Raw genomic sequence first — 15,788 nt, forward strand, 5'->3', positions numbered from 1 at the left:
GGCCTACCAATGCCGCCTCCGTCGCAACGCTGCCGCTGTCGAGATCAAGCGCATGTAGAATAGCTGATGGTGCGATTGTTAGAAGAAAGTATGGCACCCAGGTCACCGGATCAGGTGAAAACCGCAATGGTATCCAATACATCGTTGGGACGTTATGCAACGCCAGATGCGGTCGCGAACATTATATTGTTTCTAGCCAGTGATGAGGCGTCGATTGTTACGGGGTCAACCTATTTGGTTGATGGCGGAATGCTGGCGCGACACTCCACCGTTATTCCGTCGCTTCCTTATGCCTCTGAAAAGCGGAACTTGCCGCCGCTAAAACATGCGAGGACATCACACTTTCTGCCCACTCAGGCGCGTGTGCGGCGATGGCATCAACAATCTCATTGTGATGTTGTGCGCTGCGCAACAGGTCGGTCTCAGAATAGCTATAGTAGGTCCGTGCCACGACACCTACATCTACAGCTGACGCAATCAGTGCCGTCAGTCGGGGGGAACGCGCCGCTTCATAGATGATCCGGTGAAATTCCGTATTGGCCGCAGAAATGATATTGTATTCTTCTGGCGAATTTGGCGGCGTATGCTTGGACATCTGGTCTGACAGATGCCGCAATTGCGCTACCTCTTTGTCCGTTGCCATGGTTGCCGCACGCCCTGCGGCGTAACATTCCAGACGGCGTCTGATCTCAAACAGCTGGGCCAGTTCTTCTTCAGGAAATTCAGCAACCCGGGTGCTGTATCCCTGACCCTTCTCGACAAAACCCTCATGCAAAAGGCGACGAATTGCTTCGCGCACAGGTGTGCGGCTTAGGCCCAGAGCCTCGGCCAGCGCTTGTTCAACCAAACGCTCACCAGGGGCAAGCTCACCCGATAGGATACGCGCACGAAGGGCATCATAAGCGGTATCTGTCGCTGGGGGTCTGCTACCGCTATCCATTATGTTGTCTGTCCTCCAGTTGGGAATCCCCCGGCTTTCATGACCATACCGGGTGCTGTCTTTTCAAGCTGTTTTTCCAACCATTCCGCAGCTTCGATCGCTTTATCCAGCGATACATTCGTGCGTATCCCGGACCGATCTAGCATATAGACCAGATCCTCGGTGGCGATGTTTCCGGTTGCTTTGGGCGCAAAGGGGCATCCACCCACGCCGCCCAAAGACGCATCTAGGCTGCTGGCGCCAGCCTCTATCCCGGCCCACGCGTTGGCGAACCCCGTATTGCGCGTATTGTGCAAGTGCAGCCGCAGCCGCACGTCGGGAAATGCATTCTTGACAGCTGCGACCCGGTCTTTCACGTCCTTAGGGGTGGCGACACCAATGGTATCTGCCAATGCAAGTTCAAACGGGTCATGCGCCATACAGCCTTCAACCACCTGCATAAGTCGGCTGACGGGAACCTCACCTTCAAAGGGGCAGCCAAAGGCCGCACCAATCGTGATCCCGACGTCGATCTTTCCATTTCCCCGAGCTTTGGATTTGGCAAAGGCGTTGATGCTCTCTTGGGTCGGGACACCTTGATTGCGTTGGTTGAAGGTATCAGAAGCAACAACAACGAAATTCGCTTCATCCAGTTCCGCCGTCATCGCGCGCTCAAACCCGCGTGTATTTAACGTCAACCCGATAAACCGCGCATCTGTTGTGCGGGGTAGCCCAGCGGCAACCTCATCGGCATCGGCCATCTGTGGGACGCGCTTGGGATTCACAAAGCTGGTAACCTCAAAACGCCGCAACCCCGCGTCAATTCCACGCTGAATCAGCTCCAATTTCGTATCCGAACTTAAAATCTTGGATTCGTTTTGTATTCCGTCTCTTGCTGAAACCTCGATAATTTCCACAAAATCAGACATTTTCGTTTTTCCTTGCAGATTTTTGTATACAGATTACGAATTGTTTGGAATCATGCAAGCGTAAATCAGGGAGAGGTACTCAGATGTCAGCACCAAAAGGCGACAGCGCACTCAGCGATCTTCGGGTGTTAGAGATGGGTCAATTGTTGGCGGGGCCTTTCTGTGGGCAGCTTCTTGCGGACTTTGGTGCAGAGGTCATTAAGATCGAAGCGCCCGGTGTTGGCGACCCCATGCGGCAATGGGGGCGTGAGAAACCATATGGGAAATCGTTGTGGTGGCCCGTTGTGGCGCGCAACAAGAAATCGCTGACCCTGAACCTGCGCGAGAAAGATGGACAAGATATTGTCCGTCAGTTGGTCAAGGATACAGACATCCTGATAGAGAACTTCCGCCCCGGCACGATGGAGCGTTGGAACTTGAGCTATGAAGAGCTGTCCAAGATTAACCCGCGTCTGGTGATGGTGCGGGTCACGGGTTTTGGCCAGACGGGCCCCTATTCGAAACGCGCAGGCTATGGTGCGATTGGGGAGGCAATGGGCGGTCTGCGCTATGTTGTCGGTGACCCCTCCACGCAGCCCAGCCGCATGGGCATTTCCATTGGCGATGAACTGGCGGCGATCCATGCCTGCATGGGCGCGATGTTTGCCATCCATGCCCGCGAGCGAACTGGCAAGGGGCAGGTCGTCGACAGCGCGATCTACGAGGCCGTGCTGAACATGATGGAATCGCTGGTCACAGAATACGACGTCGCAGGGTATGTCCGCGAGCGCACAGGGGCAATTTTGCCCAATGTTTCTCCGTCGAACGTGTTTGATACGGCGGATGACAAACTGCTGCTGATTGCTGCGAACCAAGACACAGTGTTCAAACGTCTGGCCGAAGCCATGGGTCAACCTGAATTGGCCGAGGATGAGCGTTACGCGACCCATTCCGCACGAGGCAAATATCAAAAAGAGCTCGACGGGTTGATCAACGAATGGACACGCACGATCCCGCTGACCAAGCTCGAAGAGCGAATGAACGAATTTGGTGTGCCTTGCGGTCTGATCTACAAGGCAGAGGATATGCTGGAAGATCCGCATTTCAAGGCGCGCGAGGCGATTGTGGATGTTGAACACCCCGATTTCGGCCCTATCAAGATGCAGAACGTGGCACCACGCTTGTCAGATACGCCCGGTGCCGTGCGCCATGTTGGCCCAACGCTGGGTGAGGACAACAATTATGTTCTTGGTGAATTGTTGAACCTTGATGATGATGAACAGGCGCGTCTCAAAGACGCGGGCATTATCTAAGGGAACATGACTGCATGAATCCCCGTTCCGCCCAATCTGGTTTGCAATTTCTGTCCGTCGCCGAAGCGGCGGACAGATTGGGTATGTCGCGGATCAAGATCAGGGATGCAGCAGCACGAGGGCTGATCCCCTCCCAGCGGGACAACGAAAACCGGCTCCGATTGGATATCTCTGATGTCGGCAAGGGCGATCTGAGCGGCGGTAAGGTTGATCAGGCCGCATTGATGAACCTGCTTTTTGACGAGGTTGAAGAGCTGTCTGATGACATGCACGCGCGCTTGGCAGAGATCGATGCACTAAGGAGCATTGCCGATCGACAGGCAGATGCCTTGGACAAAGCGGCAAGCCAGATCGAGCAAGACGCAGCGGATAAGGCGCGCTTGTCTGATTTGCTGGAACGCGCCTTGGCGCATTTGGAAGGTCGCGAAGGGAATGACGACAACGCACGTTTGGCAGACGTTTCTGGCCGGGCATTAAATGCGCTGGAAGCAACAGAGGATCGCCTGGAAAGCAGCTTGTCACAAAATGCACGCTTTGATGCGTTGCTGGAAAGGGCGCTGGAATATGCCGCAGCGGGCAAAGCCGCCGGAGAGACTGAGGCAAAAGCGATGGGTGAGACTGCGGATCGCGCATTGGCGATGCTGGACGATGTGATTGGCGGGGCTGAGAAAAGCCATAACGCCACGAACCGCGCGCTGCAAATGTTGGATGTTGCCATCCGCGACGCAGAGCAAAGTCAGCAAGCCGTCGCGCGCACGGGTGATATGCTTGATCGGGCGTTGCAGGCAGGGGAGCGTCTAGAAGGCGAAATTGCTGAGAGAGACCGCAAAATAGAGACTAAAACAGCCACCGTCGAAAAGGTGCTTGAGATGTCGGAACGGGCTGTGGCCCTTGCTGGGTCAAATGACGCCAGCCCGCGCAAACGCAGCTTTTGGCAGTGGCTGATAGGGAGATGAGGGTGACCCCCTCACGTAAAGAAATAACAGGGAGATGGGTTGAAGCATATGTCAGGAACGGATGATCTGATCCGCCAGTACGAGGCCCGCTTGGCCGCGTTCGAGGAGCGGTTGCAAAAAATCGAAACCACAGGTGGATCGGCGACAGCCGCTTTGTCCCAACAACGCCGCTCTGGCCCGCGTGGGACAGGTTTGCGTCTTGGTGTGGATGTAGGCGGGACGTTTACGGACCTGCTGTTGCTTGATGAAAAGAACGGGCGCACATTTACGGCCAAGGTGCCATCCACCCCGGCGGATAGTTCCATCGGCGTGCTCAACGGTATTGAGAAGATTTGCAAGACTGCCGGGATCAGCACGACCGACATTACCGAGGTGCTGCACGGCACAACCGTTGCAACCAATACAGTTTTGACCAACTCCGGCGCGTTGGTCGGGCTCGTTACCTCCAAAGGCTACAGAGACACGCTGCAAATTGCGCGTTCCTTTGTGCCCGGCGGTTTGGGCGGCTGGGTGATCTGGAACAAGACGGAGCCATTGGCCCCTCTTGAGCTGACCATCGAAGCAAACGAACGGATGGACGCCCAAGGCAATGTGTTGGTGCCGCTGGACGAGGCACAGATCCGCAAAGACCTGAAAACGCTCCTGAAGTCAGGCATCGAGGCGCTGACGATTGCGCTGTTCAACGGGTATACAAACGACGCGCACGAACGCCGGATCGCTGAGATAGCGCAAGAGATCGCACCGAACATTCCGGTCTCTACCTCGGCAGCGGTTATGCCAGAGATGTATGAATACGAGCGCACGGAAACGACCGTCGTGAACTCTTATGTGCGTCCCGTGGTTGAGAAATACGTCGACAACTTACAGGCCGAATTGCGCAAGCGCATGGGCAGTGATGTGCTGTTGCAAATCCTGCGTTCTGATGGGGGCCTTAGCTCGGCTCAGGCCGCGATGGAGCACCCGGTCAACCTGCTAATGTCTGGACCTGCGGGCGGTGTATCCGGGGCGCTTTGGATTGCCAAACAGGCGGACTTCCAGAACCTGCTGACCTTTGACATGGGGGGCACATCCACGGACGTGGCCCTGATCCAAAACGGTGTCGCGCGTACCCGGCGCGAAACGCGGGTGGGTGACGTCACCGTACGTGCACCCTCAATCGATGTGCGCACGGTGGGGGCGGGCGGAGGCTCAATCTCCTACGTGCCGGAGTTGACGAAGGCCTTGCGTGTTGGCCCGCAATCGGCGGGCGCGGATCCGGGGCCAGCGGCGTATAATAAGGGTGGCGAAGAACCTACTGTGACGGACGCCAATGTGGTGCTGGGTTATTTGCCCTCTGGGGCCAAGCTGGGCGGTGACATGGAAATCAGCCATCCCAAGGCAGAGGCTGCGGTCAAGAAAATCGCGGACGCCATCGGCACCTCGCTGGAAGACGCTGCGGAAGGGATCATTCGCATCGTCAACGAAAACATGTGTGGTGCGCTGCGGCTGGTCTCGGTTGAGCAAGGCTATGACCCGCGTGATTTTGCGTTGATCGGGTTTGGCGGAGCGGGACCATTGCACGCCAATGCGCTATCGCGATTGGTCGGGTCATGGCCGACAATCATTCCGCCGGGTCCGGGCGTGCTGTGCGCTTACGGCGACGCCACAACGCGCCTGCGCAACGAGGCAACGCAGACCTATGTAACACCCGTCAGCAACACCAGCGACGCCGAAATTTCGCGGATGTTGAAAGAGCTGGAACAAAGTGCCGGCCAAGACCTCGCCGCCGAAGGTGTGTCTGCTCATGAACAAGATGTGTTCTACCAGATCGACATCCGCTACAAAGGCCAAGGCATGAAACTGACTGTTGATGTCAGCCCCAAAGACTTTGCGCGGGATGGGCTTGCTGGTGTCGCCAGCAGCTTTGACGCCGAGCATGAGCAGCTATTCACCTTTGCGCTGGATGCGGAGCACGAACTTGTTGGCCTGCGCGCGGTGGTGCAGGGAGCAGAGAAGAACTTTATCAATACTGAAGGTGCCAAAGCAGGCAAAGATGCCTCTGGCGCGCGGGTCATGGCGACCAAGATGTATGCGGATGCTGGTTGGCATGACGCGTATATCTATGACCGGTCCAAACTCAAACCCGGCAACGAAGTCCAAGGCCCTGCCGTGGTGACCGAAATGGACAGCACCTCGGTCATCCTGCCAGACCACATTGGTGAAATCGACGACGTCGGGAACATCCTGATCTGGCCCACAAGCCACAATAGAAACCGCTGAGACGAGGAGAGAAAACAATGGTAGCACAGGTAATTGAGACCAATTCCACACCGTTCTCTCGGGTTGATGTGGACCCCATCACGCTTGATATCGTAGAGAACGCCCTGCGCAATGCGCGCAATGAAATGGACGCAGTTCTGTTCCGCACGGCGATGAGCCCCGGTATCCGCGAACAGCACGACGCGTTCCCGTTGATCGCCAATCAAGATGGCAAGATGGTGGTCGGACAGTTCGGCAGTTTCCTTTATGGCTTTATGCAAGGCTACGAGGGCACGGTGGAAGATGGCGACATATTTATCACCAACGACCCTTACTCTTGTAATGGTGCAGTCAGCCATCTGAACGACTGGCTGTTGATGATGCCCATCTTTCATGAGGGCAAGCTGGTCAGCTGGGCCGCAATGTTTGGTCATATGACTGACGTGGGCGGCAAAGTGCCGGGATCGCTGCCGACAGACGCCAAGATGATCTACGAAGAGGGCATTATCATCCCCCCCACCAAGATTTATCGTGGTGGCGAACTGCAATCCGAACTCTTGAACATCATGCTGCACAACACGCGGATGCCAGAGTGGAACAAATCCGACTTCTTTGCCATTATCGCGGGTCTGCGTCTGGCTGAACGGCGCGTGCGCGAGAACATCGAACGTTTTGGCACAGACATCTATATCAGCGCGATGGAGGATATGCTGGACCGGAACAAAGCGGCCATGGGCGCGATCATTCAGATGATCATTCCCGAAGCTGTGGATGGCAAGAAGGCTTACTTCGAGGATTGGATTGACGACGATGGGATGGGCAATGGACCCTACAAGATTGCCTGTCACCTGCACCGCGAGGGAGAAATTGCGTACTTTGATTTCACCGGCTCGGACCCGCAGTCGTTCAGCTCGATCAATTTCCTGCTCAACGAAGAAATGTTCAAGATGTTCTTCGGGGCATTTACGATCAACCTGTTTGATCCGCAGATTCTGTTCAACGATGGGTTCTATGACCTGGTTGAAGTCTACATCCCAGAAGGCTGTATCCTGAAACCACAAAAGCCCGCTGCGCTGTCCTGCCGAACCCACATGCTGGGTCGGATTTTTGATCTGATGGGTGGCTTGCTGGGGCAGGGGGCACCCGATGCGCTGAATGCTGCCGGCTTCTCTGATTCACCCCACTTCATGTATTCTGGGTTCGATAAGGACGGTGACTGGTATCAGCTGTTCCAGATCGGCTTTGGCGGTGTGCCGGGGCGGCCTGCGGGCGATGGTCCTGACGGGCATTCCATGTGGCCAGCGTTTACCAACGTGCCCAATGAATTCCTTGAGGCGTATTTCCCACTGCGCATCCGTGAATATGCGACCATCCCAGACAGTGGCGGCGCGGGTATGCATCGCGGCGGCAATGGCATCACAATTGCATATGAAATGCTGGAGGCGGGCGAGGTTTCGATCCACGATGATCGTTGGCTGACTTATCCTTGGGCCGTGAACGGTGGAGAGCCGGGCATGCGGTCCACCAAGCGATTGGTGCGCGTTGACGGGAGCGAGGAAAATATCCCCTCCAAATGCGACCGGATCGCGGTGCAGCCGGGGGATATCTTGTACTTCAACACTTGGGGTGGCGGCGGCTGGGGCAACCCGCTGGAGCGTGATCCCGAACTGGTGCTGAAGGACGTCAAGCGGGGGCTGGTGACGGTCAACGGGGCCAAACGTTACGGTGTCGTGGTCAAATCCGGCAAGGTCGATACCGCAGCCACCACCAAGCTGCGCGAGACCATGGAAAGCAAACGCGGGGAGCCGGAGCTGTTCAATCGCGGGTTCTCCTCCATCGAGGAGCTGAAGGGTCGTTGCCTGAAAGAGACCGGGTTTGAGCCCCCCGCAACCCCAGTGTTTCGGGGCCAATTCGCACGGGCGGCTGAGTAATGGCAGAGAACCTTGACCAGAACTATGAAAAGGCGGGGTATCATGCCCGCCAATCATGGGGCAAACGCCCCGCAGTGGTGCTGGTTGATTTTGCCAAAGCCTACTTTGATCCTGCGGCACCGCTTTATGGTGGGGAAGGTTGCCAGATCGCTTTGGACAATTCTGCGATACTGGCGGATGCTGCCCGTGCCGCAGGTGTTCCGGTGATTTTCACGGAAGTGAAATACCAGCCCGGAGGCAGTGATGGCGGCGCATTTTATGCGAAAGTCCCCGCACTTTCCTGTTTCGACGCTGGGGCTGAAACCCAGAAACTGATGCCGCCGTTAGAGATCAAGGAAAACGATATCTTGATTTCCAAACAATACCCCAGCGGTTTCTTTGGCACTTCGCTGGCCTCGACATTGCACTTCATGAACATCGACACGTTACTGCTGTGCGGTGTGACCACATCCGGCTGCGTGCGCGCGACTTGCATCGACAGCATCAGCCACGGCTTTGTGACGCTGGTGGTTGAGGACGGCGTTGGTGATCGTGCGGATGAACCGCATCAAGCCAACCTGTTCGATATGAGCGCAAAATACGCTGACCTCGTCACCACCAAAGGTGCAATCGATTACTTCGACAGTCTAAAATAATAAACCAAAGGGAGAGAAGAAATGAAACGTTTGATGACAGCCGCCGTCGCGGCACTGGCTTTGGGAAGCCCGGCACTTGCGGATATGGACGCGGCCAAAGCGTTGATCGCAAAACACAGCCAACTGCCCACCTTTGAGGCCCCCGGCCCTGCGTTTGATGCAAAAAGCTGCATGGCGGACAAGAAGATGTTCATCATTCCTCTGACCAACGCAAATCCGTTCAACGCAGCGATCAGCCAAGGTTTTGTGGATGCGGCTGCTATGGTCGGGTTTGAACTGCGCGACTGGGAAACCCAAATGGACCCAGCCGGGTGGATCCAAGGCATTAACACTGCCGTGGCCGAAGGGTTTGACCTGATCGACATGCAGGGTGGTTTGCCCCCTGAGTTTTTGGTGCCACAAATCACTGAGGCCAAAGCCGCAGGCGTCAAAGCCACAGCGACCCACAACTGGGATGCGACCACGCAAGAAACACCTGAGTTCATGGATGGCGCGGCCAATACCGACTACGTGACCATTGGCAACATCATCGCCGCATGGGCTATGGTGCAAACTGAAGGCAAGGTAAACGCATTGGTGCTTGGCCCGGATGAGATCACACCCACAGGCCCGCTGCGCGATGCAATCCTTGGCTATCTCAAGGACAACTGCCCCGATTGTCAGACCAAATACATCAATGTGCCGGTCAACGATTGGGCAACCCAAGGTCAGTCAGCGGTGCAGAACGCGCTGCTTGCAGACCCAAGCATCAACTATGTGCTGCCCGTTTATGACTCCATGTCGCAGTTCATCGTGCCCGCGATCCAGATCGCCAGCTCAAACGCTAAGATTGTTAGCTACAACGGCACGCCTTTCGTGCTCGACATGATGCGCGAGGCGGACATCGTTGAAATGAACGTGGGTGAAAGCCTTGGTTGGGTTGGCATGGCGGGCACAGACGCCAACATGCGCCTGCTTTGCGGTCTGGATCCTGTCACCAAGCTGAACACGCCGGCCTATATCTTTTCGGATGAAAACGTGGCAACGGCGGGTACCCCAGCGACGTTTAACGACGGTTACGGAGACGTACACACCGCGGGCTTTAAAGCGCTCTGGGGCCTAGAGTGAACGTAACCGACCATACACGCGGCATCCCTTTTGGGGGTGCCGCACTTGAGATTGAACACCTGTCAAAGCAGTTCGGTGGCACCTATGCACTGAACGATGTGTCTTTGCATGTAGCCCGTGGCGAAGTTCACGGGTTGCTTGGCTCTAACGGGTCTGGAAAATCTACCTTGATCAAGGTTTTGGCCGGGTTTCATACCCCAGAGCCAGGGGCGTCGATCCGCCCCTATGATCAGTCTCTACCCTTGCCGGTGTCGGGTGTGAAAGCCCGCGCGATGGGTCTTGCCTTTGTCCACCAGCACCTTGGGTTGATCGGCTCTCTTTCGGTAACGGAAAACCTGTTTTTGAACAAATTGGCGACGGAAGACGGTTGGGGCCTTAACTGGAATGCGCTGCATCGCGAAGCCTCTGATATTTTTTCGCGCTTCGATCTTGCGATCAATCCTCGTGTTGAAGTCGCGCAACTTTCACCCGTCCAACAAGCTCTGCTGGCCATTGTACGCGCCTACGAAGAGCTGCGCCATGCCAGCGAAGACCATGCCGACCGCCCCGGCGTTCTGGTGCTGGACGAACCCACGCCCTTTCTGCCGCGCGCAGGTGTTGAGCAATTGTTCCGCCTTGTGCGCCAATGCACCGACCTTGGTGCGAGTGTCATTTTCGTGAGCCACGACGTGGATGAAGTGCGCGAAATCACGGATCGTGCAACCATCCTGCGCGATGGGCACCTGATCGACACGGTCGAGACAGCGCACACCTCGCACGACGGATTTGTCGAACGCATCATCGGACGTTCTCTGGAAGACTACGGCGGCCATGCAAAATCCCTCAATGATGCGGAAACACGCGTGCGGGTCACTGATCTCGCGGGGCCGGGGGTGGGGCCGCTTAGCTTTGACATTGCCAAGGGGGAGATCCTTGGTCTCACGGGATTGATCGGATCTGGCTGCGATGAGGTGCCAGCACTCACCTATGGTGCGCGGGCAGCAGGCGCTGGCACGATTGAGCTAGACGGAGAAACAAGACCTCTTGCGCAGATGATCCCAGAGGAGGCTCTGGATTGGGGCATGGCATATCTGCCGGCTGATCGATTGGGGGCTGCCGGGGTCGGATCATTGCCCGTAGCGGACAATACAGCAATGCCCGTCTTTGATCGCCTGCGCAAAGGTCTGGGCCTGACCACCCGCGCTATTGAGCAACATGCCCATAGCATTGGAGCAAGGGCAGGCGTGAAGCCAAACGTGCCCGCACTTCCGCTTGAGGCGCTTTCGGGTGGTAATGCCCAAAAAGCCCTGATGGCGAAATGGCTGCAGATTGAACCACGCGTGCTGTTGTTGGATGAGCCCACCCAAGGCGTAGACGTAGGTGCGCGCCAACAATTGTGGGACGCGCTGGATCGTGCGGCAGAGGGTGGCGCGTGTATCCTCGTTGGTTCGACCGACTATGACCAGCTTGCGCAAATCTGTCACCGCGTACTGATCTTTGCCCGTGGTCAGATCGTAGCAGAACTCTCGGGCGCAGAGTTAACACAAGAAACGATTGCCGAACATTGTTATCGCTCGATGACAGAGTTGGCCTGAGGATGAGTATGGACCAAAATAACTACGAAGACCGCGTTGCCGCGCTTGAACAGCGCATCCGCGATCTGGAAAACCAGACAGCGCAGCACAACGCGACACCTCGTGAAAGCTGGAAATCATGGGCCGAGAAATACGGCCTCGTGGTTGCGTGGATTGTGATCATCCTTGTGCTTGGCATGTTTAAACCTGCGCAGATGTTTGCATGGAATTCCTATGCCACCATGTTCGGATCCAACGCGATGGTGGTGGTGCTGACCCTAGCCTTGATCATCCCACTGACCACGGGGGATTTTGACCTGTCTGTAGCAGGCACCATGGGGCTTAGCTCGATGGTGATTGCGGTGTTGAATGTGAAGTTGGGCTTGCCGATCCCCGGCGCCATTGTCATTGCTCTGCTCACAGGGGCGTTGGTGGGCGCGATAAATGCGTTCTTTATAATATATTTCGGTGTGTTTTCACTGATTGTGACACTTGGCACAGGGTATTTCATATCGGGTATGATCCTGTGGATCGCGGACAGTGGCACCGTTGCGGGCGTGTCTATGGGGCTGGTCAAAGCAGTGATCCTAACCCGTTTCCTAGGCATACCTGTGGGGTTCTACTACGCGCTGATCCTCACAGTCGCGATCTGGTATCTGTTTCAGTACACCGCCCTTGGGCGACGCATGTTGTTTGTGGGCAGGGGGCGTGAGGTTGCGCGGCTGTCAGGGGTCAACGTCATCCGCATGCGCACTGGCGCGCTGATTGCGTCCTCTACTTTGGCGGCCTTTGCTGGCGTGCTATACACAGGCATGCGCGGCGTGGCTGATCCATCCTCCGCGTTGGCGTTCCTGTTGCCAGCCTTCGCAGCAGCCTTCCTTGGGTCGACGGCAATTTATCCCGGCAGGTTCAATGCGCCGGGTGCTTTTGTCGCGGTCTACTTCCTGTCTACCGGGATCATGGGCCTGAACTTCCTTGGCGTGGACAGCTTTGTACAAAACCTGTTCTATGGCGGCGGACTGGTGATTGCGGTTGCTATCTCGCAATTGATCCGGGGCCGCAAATCTATGGATGGTTGATGGAGCTTAACCTCGCTGGGAAACATCTATTGGTGACCGGTGCCTCCGCGTACCTATAATCGCCCCTTTCTGTCCATTTTCGTATGGCTGGAGGACATTAATTCCATCTGCCGGCTCGTTCCGTTCCCCGACCGGGAAGAAATTGAGAGTAATCTCTGGTGCAACGCGCTGTGAAGATGCAGCTGACGTTGGATCTGAATTGGCGAATGGCTGCAGAGTCCGCATAGCCGACCTTGAAGAGCGATCAGCGCCATCCGATCTTGACCGAAACTGTCAAATGACTGGTTTGAGCCCATAGTTACCAATGCTGCGGCAAGAACGAATGTCGGCTTTCACGTTAGGCTTGCTTCATTTGACGGCCTAGTTGATGACTGAGTGCTAACACGCTCTCGAAAGAACACATTGAATGGTCACGTCCCGCTCAACAACAATTACTATCATCGCAATCCTAAGTTGCGCTGCACTTTTGTTTGCGGGTAATGGTCTTTTCCAGACGTTGCTGCCAATACGTGCGACTCAGGAAGGGTATTCAGGCGCACTGATCGGCTGGCTTGGTACCGCATATTTTGGCGGCTTCACAATCGGCTGCTTCCTCGGCCCCAAGATCATCAAGAGCGTCGGTCACGCCCGAACATTTGCAGGTGTCACGGCGTTGCTGACAGCGACCTTCCTCGCCTTTCCGCTGTTCATTGATCTAGCGTTTTGGGGGGGGCTTCGCCTCATAAGTGGCGCGTGTTTGGCCATACTCTACGTCGTGGTCGAAAGCTGGCTAAACGACAGCACAAGCAATGCTAACAGAGGTCAAACGCTGTCTATCTACATTATTATTACCAACATCGTCACTATGGCGGGGCAGCTAATGGTCAATTCGTTTAACACGCTAGATGCGACATTATTCATCTTGGTCGCTATCCTCATTTGTCTGTCCATAGTACCGATCAGTTTAACACCAACACCTGCACCATCTCCGGTGCCATTTGCGAAACTTGATCTCAAAGCGCTTTATAAAGTGTCACCTGTGGGGGTTGTCGGTTGTTTGCTCGCGGGTATCGTCGAAGGTGCCTTTTGGACGCTCGGACCTGTTTTTGCGCAAGATCGCGGCATGGAGACGGCTGACGTGGCGTTGTTGATGGCGGCTTTTGTGCTGGGCGGAACGGTATCTCAATGGCCGCTCGGCTGGGCGTCTGATCGGATTGACCGCAGAATCGTTATTTCGTTAATTTCATTTGGCACAATCATAACGGGTCTCATTATCGGTTTCGATATGGTACCAGAAGGACTCGCAACTTTTATTGTCGCAGGGTGTCACGGGGCATTGATGGTTCCAATTTACGCACTGTGCATTTCTCACGCGAACGACGTTGTTCCAAACGCCCGTATGGTGGAAACAAGCGGTGGACTGCTGTTATCGTTCTCAATTGGAGCTACTGCGGGGCCGATCACGGCATCAATGTTTATGCGCGAAGGTCAACCGGGTGGCCTCTTTATTTTCATCGGCGCGGTTCTATGTTTGCTCGGTGTGTTTGTGTTCTATCGCCTACTGACGGACAACAACAAAAGGCCGCATGAAAAGCATCAATACTCACAGACATCGGCAGCTTCGCCCGCAATCTTTCCAAACGACGCTGAATAGTCAGCCCAACGATAGTAGAAATCTCTAACCAGCCGTTCGTGACTACCTCACCAAGGTCTGTTGAGTCCCGCTAAGCCGACATCTAAGAGAAAAAGGGGTTGAAAATCGCTCGCAAGTGCAGCGAAGTCTAGAACGAGCCCACTTTGACCGAAGCTGCACAACGCATGGATGGCCGCAATGGTGAACGCGAGGCGACCTGTGAACGGCTCCGTAGGGCAGTCCTTTCGGGGCCGCATGTTCTATACGCCGCGACTTGCCTTTTAGTCAGCCTATTGCGTCTAATACTCGGGGTTCTTTATCCATGGTCGATAGACCTGCTGTATACTCGGCCTTTGCAAGACTTTATCGGCGATGCGTTTGGCATTCGGAAATTCGACCATTGCGGGATGCCCCTTTGCAGTACGCAACCAGGTGGTCAGCATGAATAGGTAGATATCGGCTGCACTGAACTGATCGCCAAGAATCCATTCCTTGTCGCCAACTTGTTCGTCGATGACTGCCCAAGTCTCTTTCAGCCTCCGGTTGCCGCGCTGCTGCGCACTTGGCTCATCCTTGGGATCATCAACAAATCGATCTGGGTAATAGGTAAGCTGAAAGGCGTTTTGCACCGAGTTGGAAAAGTAGACCAAAGTTTGTAGAAATACCGCGCGCGATGGATCGTCGATGGCGGGCGCTAACTGTGCCTCGGGGTGACGATCACCCAGAAACATCGTGATGGCTGCGGCTTCGTACATCGCACCATTTTCCCAGAGCAAAACCGGAACCCAGCCATTGGGATTAACTGCGAGCTGCTCTGGCGGTCGCGGCGTATCCTTATCTACTGAAGTTTGAATGAGCTCGTAGGGCGCACCAATCTCTTCCAACAGAACGCGGATGCCCATTGAGGCGCTTTTCAAAGAGTAGAATAGTTTATACATCCCAAAGGCTCCTGAAGTATCCAACTTACGTGTTTGGTCCACCATACAGATACCGCGAGACATACCGTCTTTGTCAACAATCTGACGAGGACGGGTAGAGCAACGCCTTTGGCACTCGAAATTTGTTTAACTGGATGCCAATTCCTTGCAAAGAAACTGTATCCGAAAGAGTTGGCGCTGTGGTAATACCCCCATTTTTAATGGGGCTCAGCCGTAGAATTCACGCAGCTGTTTTCAGTTTCATGGCGGGTGTGATGCCGCCGATGCCCATGTTGGGTCGTTCCTTGTTGTAAGTCCAGGGCCATTCGGTTGCCTCATCCTGTGCCTCCTCGATGGTTTCAAAGATGTATTGGCTCAGCCATTCACCGCGAACGGTGCGATTGTAGCGCTCAATGTAGGCGTTCTGCTGTGGTTTGCCTGGTTGGATATGTTCAAGCCGAACACCTTGTTTCTCTGCACTGGTCTTGTCGCGTTTTAGTTCCGTTTTTTTCGAGCAATGTTTGCTATGAAGCAGATTGAGAATGGCAAAGAGATATACCGACGCGTTTCGGCGTGATGCAGTGCCCATGGCCGCAACCAGTGGCTTAACGCGGCCCCAG

13 protein-coding genes and 1 pseudogene are annotated in these 15,788 nt (G+C 55.3%); 10 read left to right on the forward strand and 4 right to left on the reverse strand.

The window, feature by feature from the left end; translation table 11 throughout:
- Nucleotides 1-90: 90 nt before the first annotated feature.
- Nucleotides 91-240: pseudogene (locus ABJL60_RS02480) on the forward strand (SDR family oxidoreductase); the annotation flags it as partial.
- A gap of 31 nt (nt 241-271) precedes the next feature.
- Here the strand turns inward: ABJL60_RS02480 and ABJL60_RS02485 are convergent.
- Together ABJL60_RS02485 and ABJL60_RS02490 are read right to left on the reverse strand one after the other, a co-directional pair.
- Nucleotides 272-940: a GntR family transcriptional regulator gene (locus ABJL60_RS02485; protein ID WP_348432347.1), complete on the reverse strand. Its 669-nt coding sequence runs from the start codon at nt 938-940 to the stop codon at nt 272-274.
- Nucleotides 940-1,848 carry a hydroxymethylglutaryl-CoA lyase gene (locus ABJL60_RS02490; RefSeq protein ID WP_348432348.1) on the reverse strand — a complete coding sequence of 303 codons (909 nt, stop codon included), beginning with the start codon at nt 1,846-1,848 and terminating at the stop codon, nt 940-942. Before ABJL60_RS02490 ends, ABJL60_RS02485 begins: the two co-directional genes overlap by 1 nt.
- Before the next feature lie 83 nt (nt 1,849-1,931).
- On the opposite strand from ABJL60_RS02490, the gene ABJL60_RS02495 reads away from it, so the two are divergent.
- From ABJL60_RS02495 to ABJL60_RS02535, 9 genes are all read left to right on the forward strand, one after another.
- The gene (locus ABJL60_RS02495; RefSeq protein ID WP_348286016.1) at nt 1,932-3,140 is read left to right on the forward strand and encodes a CoA transferase; all 1,209 of its coding nucleotides are present in this window, start codon (nt 1,932-1,934) and stop codon (nt 3,138-3,140) included.
- Between the two features lie 14 nt (nt 3,141-3,154).
- Nucleotides 3,155-4,096, forward strand: coding sequence for a hypothetical protein (locus ABJL60_RS02500; protein ID WP_348432349.1), 942 nt, complete (start codon nt 3,155-3,157; stop codon nt 4,094-4,096).
- 48 nt (nt 4,097-4,144) lie between these two features.
- Complete coding sequence (locus tag ABJL60_RS02505) at nt 4,145-6,355, forward strand: hydantoinase/oxoprolinase family protein (RefSeq protein ID WP_348432357.1); 2,211 nt, start codon at nt 4,145-4,147, stop codon at nt 6,353-6,355.
- Nucleotides 6,356-6,372: 17 nt separating this feature from the next.
- Complete coding sequence (locus ABJL60_RS02510; RefSeq protein WP_348432350.1) at nt 6,373-8,265, forward strand: hydantoinase B/oxoprolinase family protein; 1,893 nt, start codon at nt 6,373-6,375, stop codon at nt 8,263-8,265.
- Nucleotides 8,265-8,900 (forward strand): isochorismatase family protein, encoded by a 636-nt coding sequence (locus tag ABJL60_RS02515; protein WP_348286012.1) that lies wholly within the window; start codon nt 8,265-8,267, stop codon nt 8,898-8,900. The genes ABJL60_RS02510 and ABJL60_RS02515 overlap by 1 nt, the downstream gene beginning before the upstream one ends.
- Before the next feature lie 21 nt (nt 8,901-8,921).
- Nucleotides 8,922-10,007, forward strand: coding sequence for a sugar ABC transporter substrate-binding protein (locus ABJL60_RS02520; protein ID WP_348286011.1), 1,086 nt, complete (start codon nt 8,922-8,924; stop codon nt 10,005-10,007).
- A complete protein-coding gene (locus ABJL60_RS02525) occupies nt 10,004-11,581 on the forward strand; it encodes a sugar ABC transporter ATP-binding protein (protein WP_348432351.1) in 1,578 nt (525 codons plus the stop codon). Before ABJL60_RS02520 ends, ABJL60_RS02525 begins: the two co-directional genes overlap by 4 nt.
- Nucleotides 11,582-11,589: 8 nt before the next feature.
- Nucleotides 11,590-12,639, forward strand: coding sequence for an ABC transporter permease (locus tag ABJL60_RS02530; protein ID WP_348432352.1), 1,050 nt, complete (start codon nt 11,590-11,592; stop codon nt 12,637-12,639).
- A gap of 406 nt (nt 12,640-13,045) precedes the next feature.
- The gene (locus ABJL60_RS02535; RefSeq protein ID WP_348286008.1) at nt 13,046-14,272 is read left to right on the forward strand and encodes an MFS transporter; all 1,227 of its coding nucleotides are present in this window, start codon (nt 13,046-13,048) and stop codon (nt 14,270-14,272) included.
- Nucleotides 14,273-14,550: 278 nt separating this feature from the next.
- On the opposite strand, the gene ABJL60_RS02540 is transcribed toward ABJL60_RS02535, so the two are convergent.
- Nucleotides 14,551-15,189 carry a glutathione S-transferase family protein gene (locus ABJL60_RS02540; RefSeq protein WP_348286007.1) on the reverse strand — a complete coding sequence of 213 codons (639 nt, stop codon included), beginning with the start codon at nt 15,187-15,189 and terminating at the stop codon, nt 14,551-14,553.
- Nucleotides 15,190-15,409: 220 nt separating this feature from the next.
- Nucleotides 15,410-15,788, reverse strand: a 379-nt coding sequence (locus ABJL60_RS02545) for a transposase (protein ID WP_348432354.1), incomplete at its 5' end; no start/stop codon positions are given.

It is taken from the genome of Ascidiaceihabitans sp., assembly GCF_039986515.1.
Lineage (GTDB): Bacteria > Pseudomonadota > Alphaproteobacteria > Rhodobacterales > Rhodobacteraceae > Ascidiaceihabitans.

Excerpts from the sequence above, each read along its gene's own strand:
- ABJL60_RS02485 (WP_348432347.1), bottom strand. The coding sequence starts at position 940 with ATGGATAGCGGTAGCAGACCCCCAGCGACAGATACCGCTTATGATGCC.
- ABJL60_RS02490 (WP_348432348.1), bottom strand. The coding sequence starts at position 1,848 with ATGTCTGATTTTGTGGAAATTATCGAGGTTTCAGCAAGAGACGGAATA.
- ABJL60_RS02495 (WP_348286016.1), top strand. The coding sequence starts at position 1,932 with ATGTCAGCACCAAAAGGCGACAGCGCACTCAGCGATCTTCGGGTGTTA.
- ABJL60_RS02500 (WP_348432349.1), top strand. The coding sequence starts at position 3,155 with ATGAATCCCCGTTCCGCCCAATCTGGTTTGCAATTTCTGTCCGTCGCC.
- ABJL60_RS02505 (WP_348432357.1), top strand. The coding sequence starts at position 4,145 with ATGTCAGGAACGGATGATCTGATCCGCCAGTACGAGGCCCGCTTGGCC.
- ABJL60_RS02510 (WP_348432350.1), top strand. The coding sequence starts at position 6,373 with ATGGTAGCACAGGTAATTGAGACCAATTCCACACCGTTCTCTCGGGTT.
- ABJL60_RS02515 (WP_348286012.1), top strand. The coding sequence starts at position 8,265 with ATGGCAGAGAACCTTGACCAGAACTATGAAAAGGCGGGGTATCATGCC.
- ABJL60_RS02520 (WP_348286011.1), top strand. The coding sequence starts at position 8,922 with ATGAAACGTTTGATGACAGCCGCCGTCGCGGCACTGGCTTTGGGAAGC.
- ABJL60_RS02530 (WP_348432352.1), top strand. The coding sequence starts at position 11,590 with ATGGACCAAAATAACTACGAAGACCGCGTTGCCGCGCTTGAACAGCGC.
- ABJL60_RS02535 (WP_348286008.1), top strand. The coding sequence starts at position 13,046 with ATGGTCACGTCCCGCTCAACAACAATTACTATCATCGCAATCCTAAGT.
- ABJL60_RS02540 (WP_348286007.1), bottom strand. The coding sequence starts at position 15,189 with ATGTATAAACTATTCTACTCTTTGAAAAGCGCCTCAATGGGCATCCGC.